This window comes from Polaromonas sp., assembly GCF_041689105.1.
GTDB lineage: Bacteria > Pseudomonadota > Gammaproteobacteria > Burkholderiales > Burkholderiaceae_C > Polaromonas.
In genome coordinates, this window is record NZ_JBDNGU010000105.1 from 1 (window position 1) to 8,449 (window position 8,449).

General features: G+C 62.4%; 8 protein-coding genes and 2 pseudogenes. All 10 read right to left on the reverse strand.

Annotated features, from left to right (window positions below; all coding sequences use genetic code 11):
- Positions 1 to 389: 389 nt before the first annotated feature.
- On the reverse strand, positions 390 to 722 hold the full coding sequence (locus tag ACESMT_RS11330; RefSeq protein ID WP_372826697.1) for a hypothetical protein: 333 nt from the start codon (positions 720 to 722) through the stop codon (positions 390 to 392).
- Positions 723 to 1,174: 452 nt separating this feature from the next.
- Complete coding sequence (locus ACESMT_RS11335) at positions 1,175 to 1,315, reverse strand: hypothetical protein (protein ID WP_372826698.1); 141 nt, start codon at positions 1,313 to 1,315, stop codon at positions 1,175 to 1,177.
- A gap of 145 nt (positions 1,316 to 1,460) precedes the next feature.
- A pseudogene (locus tag ACESMT_RS11340) lies at positions 1,461 to 1,715 on the reverse strand (DNA polymerase III subunit delta); the annotation flags it as partial.
- Between the two features lie 27 nt (positions 1,716 to 1,742).
- Positions 1,743 to 2,147, reverse strand: coding sequence for a ribonucleotide reductase subunit alpha (locus ACESMT_RS11345; protein ID WP_372826700.1), 405 nt, complete (start codon positions 2,145 to 2,147; stop codon positions 1,743 to 1,745).
- 120 nt (positions 2,148 to 2,267) lie between these two features.
- Entirely contained in the window at positions 2,268 to 2,927 is a 660-nt protein-coding gene (locus ACESMT_RS11350; protein WP_372826701.1) for a nitroreductase, read from the reverse strand.
- Between the two features lie 12 nt (positions 2,928 to 2,939).
- Positions 2,940 to 4,262, reverse strand: coding sequence for an NnrS family protein (locus ACESMT_RS11355; RefSeq protein WP_372826702.1), 1,323 nt, complete (start codon positions 4,260 to 4,262; stop codon positions 2,940 to 2,942).
- Complete coding sequence (locus ACESMT_RS11360; RefSeq protein WP_372826703.1) at positions 4,259 to 6,688, reverse strand: adenosylcobalamin-dependent ribonucleoside-diphosphate reductase; 2,430 nt, start codon at positions 6,686 to 6,688, stop codon at positions 4,259 to 4,261. The genes ACESMT_RS11355 and ACESMT_RS11360 overlap by 4 nt, the downstream gene beginning before the upstream one ends.
- A gap of 12 nt (positions 6,689 to 6,700) precedes the next feature.
- A complete protein-coding gene (locus ACESMT_RS11365) occupies positions 6,701 to 7,963 on the reverse strand; it encodes an NAD(P)H-dependent flavin oxidoreductase (RefSeq protein WP_372826704.1) in 1,263 nt (420 codons plus the stop codon).
- Positions 7,941 to 8,045 (reverse strand): annotated as a pseudogene (locus ACESMT_RS11370) (carbonic anhydrase); the annotation flags it as partial. The gene ACESMT_RS11365 and the pseudogene ACESMT_RS11370, both read right to left, overlap by 23 nt.
- A 94-nt stretch (positions 8,046 to 8,139) precedes the next feature.
- On the reverse strand, positions 8,140 to 8,449 hold a 310-nt coding region (locus ACESMT_RS11375), incomplete at its 5' end, for a P-II family nitrogen regulator (protein WP_372826705.1).

The following is an 8,449-nucleotide window of genomic DNA, read 5'->3' on the forward strand; positions in this document are numbered from 1 at the left end:
CAACCTTCTTCACCGACCAGGGCGTCTTCAGTCCAAGAAGGTGTTCGTACAGCGCGGTATCTTTCATGGCACGGTCAATCAATTTAAAAACTGGATTCTGCTGGAGTGAAGGAAAATTCACAGTGAATTCGATGAAGAACCCAAAAAATGATTCGAATCATCACGTGCGTAGAAGATGTACCCCTGTTGAAAACGGTACTCGATGGGGTTCATTTTTGACCACGTCCAATAGGGTTTTTTGTTCTTCATGAACTTTTTGTAGCTCATCCCCAGGGTTTCGAAGTGGTGTGAGTCAATACGGAAGAACCAGCTTGAAAAGTAGGCGGTTGGATCGATTATTTTTTCTGACCTAGCGCGGTCATCATTGGTTTGCGGGCTCGGTGTCATCACTATTGATTCGGGTGTGTTTGTGTAGCGGCCCAGTCACGCGCATGGCGGCCAATCGCGTCGCAGCACGTTAAATACGCATCGATAAAAATGTGCTCGTAAAATTTTGGCTCAGTCTTGAATTCGTGCCAGCCGCTGGCCTTGTTTTCACCGTAGGCTGCGCCTTCATCGGTGAGCTGCATGTAGTACTTTATCTCGCCGCTGCCGGTGGTGGATTCATACTCAACGATCTTCATTTTCCCGCAGATGATCAAGCCGTTGAAGAACGAGTTGGCATCCAGCGGGAGTTTGTTGGCGCTGAGCAAGGTTTTGGCGGTTGAGAGTTTTGGTTTCATGCAACATAGAAGAATTAGGGTCAGACTCCAATCAGCTCCTGATCGTTTAAAAGGTAGTGGCGGCTTTGTTGATGTTTAACGCCTCCCGCCGCCATAACCGGGTTTACGGTGCTGGTGCCTCACAACCAGTATCAAAACGCCGCCATTTTTCTCCCGGTACATAACCGAGTACGGAAACACCTGTGGGGGAAATATTCTGCGACCGCTTTTTGCTGGCGTTCCAAAGCCGGGGTATCACACCAAAAGGTTTGCGACCCGTCCGAACTCCGCAAGAAAACGTTCGGCAACTGCACCCCCTGCCTGTCGGGCATAAAAATCTATTGCATCGGCTACATCCTGTTCTGCGCCCGGATGTAGCGAATAGCTCATCGAGCCAGCCGTGCCAGCAAGCGTGCCATCGCCTCGGGCTCTGACACCGCGTGCTGTGCGCCTGAGGCTAATTCGCCCTCTCTTTAGTCAGCAACCAGCGCCCATGCCTGTTCAACGTCAGGGTCTAAATCGAGGCTCGCCACAAGCCGTTCCAGCAGATGCGAGCAGTCTGCAGGGCTGAGCTTCAGAGCTTCTGCTTCCAGGACTTCAAGGTGTGCGTTCAATTTAACCTCCGGCTTTTCAAAACTTTAATGAGGTGGAACCATGAGGGTCAGAGTCCAATTAACTTTTTGTGTTTGACAGACTGATTCGTGAGCTGAATCTCTGTAGTGGTCATAACCCCAGAGTTTAGGGCACTTCATGCGTTAATCAACGACCTCGTACCTGGGCGGGCTGTGTATGACCAGACCCTGCGCACTGCACACACACCATACTAGCGAGTCGATGCAGTGCCTGCCAGCCGCTGGCGGGCCAGTCGGGTTGTTTGAGGCCTTTGACGATGCCGTCTACCTTGTGCGCTGCGGTCAGCAAGTTGGCCAGTGCGGTGTCGGAGATGGCGGGTAGTGCGCGTTCATAGATCTTTTCTTTCACGCCCCAGACGCGATTTTCACGCAGCGCCATGGGCGCCCGGTGCGTCGCACGACGCCCATGTCAGCCGAACTGCACCGGCTGACCCTGGGGGTCAAACGGAATGAAGGCGCTCGTCTTGCCCTGTTTGATGAACTCGACCATGCGTTGCAGCGGCTCCTCGGCATCCTCGGTGGTGGGCGCACGGTTCACCGAGCCCGAAAGGGCAGCGGCAAACACCAGGCCCCAGTTGTGGCCGAACTGGCCGGACTCCTGCACCAGCGCCGCAAACGAGCTCAGTTCCTCGGGGCGCTTGTCCACGCACATCAGCGGTACCAGCGCGCCGCCCTGGCCGGCCTCAAAGCGTTCACGCTGGACCAGCGTGCTGTCCTCGGGCAGCTCGACGCCGGCGAACACAAACAGCAGGCGCTGCGGTTCGGGCTGTGCCCGGGCCGCTTGCAGAAGGTCGTCAAAACTCAGAATATCCATGGGGTTCTCCTTGTGGGGGTTGCCATTGCGGGACTGAACCGCAACCCGTGTTGCGTTGACCACTGTCTTGACCCGCGAGGCATGGATGCCGGGTCAGGCCCGGCATGACAATTACTCCAGTCACGGGGGATGAAAAGAATCCGGCGCGGCCCCGTCAGCGCAAAGGCGGGTCACAAAGTCAGGCGGCGTCGGCCGCAGGCGCGCGGGCTTGCGCGATTGTGCGGTGCCGATGCTGACAAAACAAAGCGCCTGTTCTCCCTCGGCCAAGCCGAACAGGGCGCGCAGTCCGGTGGATTTCAACGCTTTGCCGCTGGTCAGCGCCGAACCAAACCCGAGTGCCGTGGCCATGAGCAGCAGATTCTGCACCGCGCAGCCGGCCGACACGATGCGCTCGGGCAGATCGATCTCTGCGTCACCGCGCTGCCCATCGACCACCACCAGCAGCAGCAAGGGGGAACGGTACGCTTTTTCGCAGGCCTGCGCGACCTGCTCGGGCGTCGCCTGGGCGTCGCGCGCGATCAGGGCGGCGCCAAAAACATCGGCCAGCCGTCCACGCGCCGCCTGCGGCACGAGCACAAAGCGCCAGGGCAGCAACTGGCCATGGTCGGGCGCCGTGGCGGCGGCATGGAAGATCATGCCGAGCTGCTCCGCGTCGGGGCCGGGGGCCACCAGGCGCTTGGGCAAAATGGTCTGGCGCGACTGCATGAGCGCTGCCGCCAGAGTCGCCGGCGCAGGTTCAACCAGCGGGGACTCAAGGGAAGGAGCAGCACGCATGTCCATTTTCAGAAACTTTCAGCCTGGACGGCCGTCAGCACGCAGGCGGCCGTACCAGCTTCCCAGCCGCACGCCCCACACCCCCACGACGGCCATCCACAGCAAGGCCGCCGCCAGCAGCAACCAGGGCGCAAGCGCAGTCTGTGCGGCAGCGACTATGCGCAGCAAGGTCGCTGCCTGAAGCAGCCAGAACAGGGCCCAGGCGATGTTGTCCGCCACCAGCGCGCGCCCGCTATGGCCGCGGGACACTCGCGTGACCATGGCCAGCATCAGCGAGGCCAGGCAACCCATGGTCAGGGCATGCAGCGAACCCAAGGCCAGCACGGGTGTGCCCTGCACCCCGCCCAGCAGCTGTGAAAAGCCGCCCAGCACCAGCGCCAGGCCGAGCCAGAGAAAGCCGATGCGCAGCATGGCCAACAGCCGGTTCTTGAGGCTTTGCACCAGCCCCCAGACCACGGCAAGCCAGAGCAACACGCCGCCCGCGACCAGCTCAAACGCACCGCGGACAAGCATCCCTATCGGGCCTGCGGCGCCCTGAAGCGGGCCGTCCAGCTCCACCCAGACAGCGATGACCTCTGCTGCCGCTACCGCCAGCATCAGCCACAACACCCAGAACGGACGCCAGGCATGGCCCAAGGGCAAGGCACTGGATGTGAAAAATGGGATCATCCGGTGCGCCACGGTCACATACACCACGACGATAAAGCCCCACAAGCCGGTCAGCACACAAGCCAGCGCCGCGGCCGGGGTGCCCAGCAACAGACTGAGCGGCAAACCGGCCAGGCTCAGGCAACCGACGACACAGGCCACACCCACCACGCGCGCATGCACCTGGTCTTCGGCCTGGCTGCGGCGGATCAAGCCCCAAAACAAAACCGTGACCCAGGCCAGTCCCACCCAGGCCAGGAGCAGCGCCGTCAGTGCCATCAAGCCATGCAGGTGCGCAGCCGCCAGGTACAGCAGCCAGCCAGTCGTCTGCAGCAACAGCGGTGCCACGATCTGGCGCGGCTCCAGCGGCGGCACGCCCAGCCATTTCGGGCCGGCTGTAAACAGGAAACCGGCGAAGAACACCGGGATAAAGCCAAAGGTCATCACCGACCCGTGGACCAAGGAGGGCGACAGCGCATAGGCCAGGCTCAGCACCGGGCTGATGCGGTCCAGCTGCACCAGCGCCCACCACATGGCGGCGCTCACCAGCACCACCATGGCCAGAAAAAATCCCAGCCGGTGCGGCGCAAGCATCAAGTGGCGGGCGCGCCAGCGCGAGTCAATTCTGGCGCGTTCGCTTGCGGAAGGCTTGCCCGAACGCAACTGCACGGCAATGACGGGGCGCTCACTCATCCGCACACACCCAAATGGCCGCACTGGGTGCAGTAGTCGCAACCGTCCTTGCGGATCACGGCGTGGGCGCCGCACTCGCTGCACTTCTTGCCGGCCATCACGGGCGGCGAGAGCGCGGCGTCGAGCTGGGGCTCCGGCAAGGGCGTCGCATGGGCCGAAGGCTGGTGAGCGCGCTTTGCGATGATGTTCTGTACTGCATAGGCAATGGCGGCGACCTCCGAGTCGTGCCACAAGGGCACACGCGTACCGTCGGCCTTCTCGTAGGTGCCCAGACGCACCGGGCCACGGTCCCAGGCCACCTTGCGCATGTCACTGAGTGCACGCTCCAGAAAACCGCCGCGCGCCGCCAGCGACAACATGCGCATGCTGGAGGTGATCCATTGCTGCGACTCGCCGCTCTGACCGACGGGCATGAAAAACTCAATGGCGCGCTCGACCGTGCCATCGCCTGTGGCCGCCGGCACCGGCAAAAAGGACACCACGATGTACAGGGTCTTGTGACCCTCCTGCGTCCAGTAGTCGACCTTTTCGGCGACTGCTGACAGCGCGCCCTTGGGCCGGCTCTCGATCACCGTGCGCATCGGATCCGCTGTGGCCGCTGCTGCTGCCGACGTGGCCTCGGGGTTCGCATGAACCTCAAGCACCGAGCCCAGAATGGCATTGGGCCGGTAGGTCGCCAGGCCCTTGAGCCGTGCGCGCCAGGCCTGCTGGTACAGGCTCTTGAAGTCGTCATAGGCGTAGTCGGCCGGCACATTGACGGTTTTGGAAATCGCCGTGTCGACGAAGGGCTGCACGGCTTGCATCATGGCAATGTGCCCGTCCGCAGACATCTCGAGTGCCGAGACAAAGTAGACAGGCAGCTTGTCCACGTTGCCGCCCAGCTCCCGGTACAGGCGCCAGGCGTGGTCTTCCACTGCGTAGTTGGTGGGGCTGCCATCGGACTCGCGCTTCTTGCGCCGGTACATCCACGAAAACGAGGGCTCAATGCCGTTCGAAGCGTTGTCGGCGAACGCCAGGCTGACGGTGCCGGTAGGCGCAATCGACAGCAGATGGCTGTTGCGGATGCCGTTGGCGCGGATGGCCTGCTGCAGCGCGTCCGGCAGCCGGCTGGCAAAGGTGCCGGCGGTCAGGTAGCCCTCGGCGTTGAACTTCGGGAAGGCACCCTTTTCTTTCGCGAGCGCTACCGACGCCGCATAGGCCGCATCGCGCATGCACACGGCAATACGTGCCGCCATCTCGCGTCCGCCGGTCGCGTCGTAGCGCAGGCAAAGCATGGTCAGCGTATTGCCCAGGCCGGTGAACCCGACACCGATGCGGCGCTTGGCGGTGGCCTCGGCCTGCTGCTGCGGCAACGGCCAGAAGGTCAGGTCCAGCACGTTGTCCAGTGCACGTACCTGGGTCGTCACCGACTTCTCGAAGGCCCGGAAATCAAAGTCCGGCGCCCCATGGAAGCCGAAAGGATGGCGCACAAAACGTGTGAGGATGATGGGCCCGAGATCGCAGCAGCCGTAGGGCGGCAGGGGTTGCTCGCCGCAGGGGTTGGTCGCCGCGATGTCTTCGCAGTAACGCAGATTGTTGTCCTGGTTGATAGTGTCCAGAAACAGGACGCCAGGCTCGGCGAAGTCGTAGGCCGAGTGCATTACGGTGTCCCACAATTCGCGCGCCGCCACCGTCTGGTAGACCCACAGGCCGTCGCCCCGCTGGAACGCGCCCTGCGCGATCAAGGTTGCGCCGGGCTTGGCCTTGTGCACCAGCTCCCAGGGCTGGTCTTCGGCCAGGGCGTGCATGAAGGTGTCGGGCATGCCGACCGAGACATTGAAGTTGTTCCACCGCCCCGGCGTGCGCTTGGCGGTGACGAATTCGTGTACATCCGGATGGTCAATGCGCAACACACCCATTTGCGCGCCGCGCCGCGCGCCCGCGCTCTCTACCGTGGAGCAGGACTGGTCAAACACGTTGATATAGCTGCACGGGCCGGAGGCCATGGAGGCCGTCGCCTTGACCTCGGCGCCGCGCGGCCGGATGCGCGAGAAGTCGTAACCTACGCCACCGCCACGCCGCATGGTTTCGGCCGCTTCGCGCAAGGCCTCGTAAATGCCCGGGTAACCGCCTTCGTCCATGCCCTGGATGCAGTCGCCGACAGGCTGCACAAAGCAGTTGATCAGGGTCGCCTGGATGGCCGTGCCCGCCGCACTCATGATGCGGCCTGCGCCGATGGCGCCGGCATGCAGGTTCTCGAGGAACAGCGCCTCGTACTTCGCGCGCTGTGCTTTCGGCTCGACCGAAGCCAGGGCCCGTGCCACACGCCGGTACAGGTCTTCCACGCCGGACTCGCCTTGCTTGAGGTATTTTTCCTTCAGCACATCGTGACTGATGGGCTGCGTGGTCGTCTGATCCTGCGGCCGTTCCAACTGATCGCGTTTCATGTCCCGCGCTCCTTAGACAGTCTGGACAAATGCCGCAGGACGGATACCGCCCAGCAGCCACTGCATCAATTCTTGCACCGAGCGGATCTGGTCGTCAAACGGCAGCCGGGCAGCACCACGGAAGAAAAGGCCTTTACGCGTATCGCCCTCAAACGCATGGCCGAGCTGCTGGTCGATGCAGAACTGGCCCATGCTGGCGACGCCATCGCGCAGGCCGCAATGCGTGAGGCAATCAAACGACATATTGCATTTGCCCTTGACATGGGCCGCCGCCTGAAGTTTCGGCTCGAGCCGGATGTATTTCTCAAGCCAGGGCGTACGCACGGCGCGTGCCGGCAGCCCGGCGACGCTGATGAACTCCACCATGTCTTCCGGCTTCGCCTCGGCCAGCACTTTTTTGAAAGCCGGGTCAGCATCACATTCCTGGGTGACTGCAAACGCGGTGCCCAGCTGCACGGCCGAGGCACCCAGGGCCTGCAGGCGCAGGATGTCGTCGCGGCAGTTGATGCCACCGGCCGCAATCAGCGGAATCTCGCGCTCGATGCCCGCTGTCCTGAAAAATTCCAGCACCTGGGGAATGACCACCTCGAAATCGAACCTCGCGTCATGCAGGTCCGCGACTTTCGCGGCGCCCAGATGCCCGCCGGCGAGACCGGGATGTTCAATCACGATGGCGTCGGGCAGACGTCCCTTCTTCTGCCACTTGCGCACCAGCAGCTGCACCCCGCGTGCATCTGACAGGATGGGAATCAGCGCGGTGCCGGGGTGGTCACGCGCCAGCTCCGGCAGGTCCAGCGGCAGGCCGGCACCGACCACCACCGCGTCGGCACCGCTGGCCAGAGCCTGCTGGACGTAGGCCTCGTAAGCACTGACCGCCTTCATCACATTGACCGCAATCAGGCCCTGGCCTTGGGCCAGCGCGCGCGCACGGCGGATTTCACGGTCCAGCGCCTCCAGGTTGGCGCTGTCGATCAGCACGCGCGCATCGGGCTCTTTGTCCAGATGGCCAGTGCGGGCCATCAGATCCGGGTGCAGGCGCCGCAAGTCCACCGACGACACGGTGCCCACGCCTCCCAGGCTTGCCACCGCACCGGCCAACCCCCCGGCCGACACACACACACCCATGCCGCCCTGCACCACCGGAATCAGGTTTTTGCCGGCCAGCCGCCAGGGCTTGAGACCGGAATCTTCGGCCAGCGCCTGCAATATCGCGGCAGCCGCTGCCGCATCGACGTGTGTCTGTGCGGCTGGGTCAGTTGCTGATGATTTGTCCATCGTGCTCCACATAAGGTTGATACGGGCCAGTGCCGCTGGTAGAGGCTATCCCGGCTGGTACAAAACTTCCTTGCCTTACGTCAATACCACCGGCTTTTTTGCCTTCTTCGTGCAACGGACCTGGGTCGCGTGGGCGAAACGCACGATGCGCCACCGGATACGCACCCACTTGATCGTCAATACTTGTCGGCTCGGGTGCCCATCGCGTCCTGGACGAAAATGACCAGGCCATAGTTGGCCGAGTACTTGGACTCGACGCGCTCGACCAACCGCCACGCGACTTCTTCCTGGCACAAGACTTCAATGCGGATGTTGCCGGACAGCATCCACTGCGCGTCGCGCACGCCGCGGTTTCCCCGACCACGCACTTGCGCAACGGTATATCCCTTGGCGCCTGCAGCGATGATGTCTTCCCCCACCAAGGATTCGAGCGCATCCTCACAAATAAGCACCACGTACTTGATGGGGCCAATTTTCAGATCGGTC

Bases quoted from the DNA above. Each gene is read 5' to 3' on its own strand.
- ACESMT_RS11330 (WP_372826697.1), bottom strand. From the start codon at position 722: ATGAAACCAAAACTCTCAACCGCCAAAACCTTGCTCAGCGCCAACAAA.
- ACESMT_RS11345 (WP_372826700.1), bottom strand. From the start codon at position 2,147: ATGGATATTCTGAGTTTTGACGACCTTCTGCAAGCGGCCCGGGCACAG.
- ACESMT_RS11350 (WP_372826701.1), bottom strand. From the start codon at position 2,927: ATGGACATGCGTGCTGCTCCTTCCCTTGAGTCCCCGCTGGTTGAACCT.
- ACESMT_RS11355 (WP_372826702.1), bottom strand. From the start codon at position 4,262: ATGAGTGAGCGCCCCGTCATTGCCGTGCAGTTGCGTTCGGGCAAGCCT.
- ACESMT_RS11360 (WP_372826703.1), bottom strand. From the start codon at position 6,688: ATGAAACGCGATCAGTTGGAACGGCCGCAGGATCAGACGACCACGCAG.
- ACESMT_RS11365 (WP_372826704.1), bottom strand. From the start codon at position 7,963: ATGGACAAATCATCAGCAACTGACCCAGCCGCACAGACACACGTCGAT.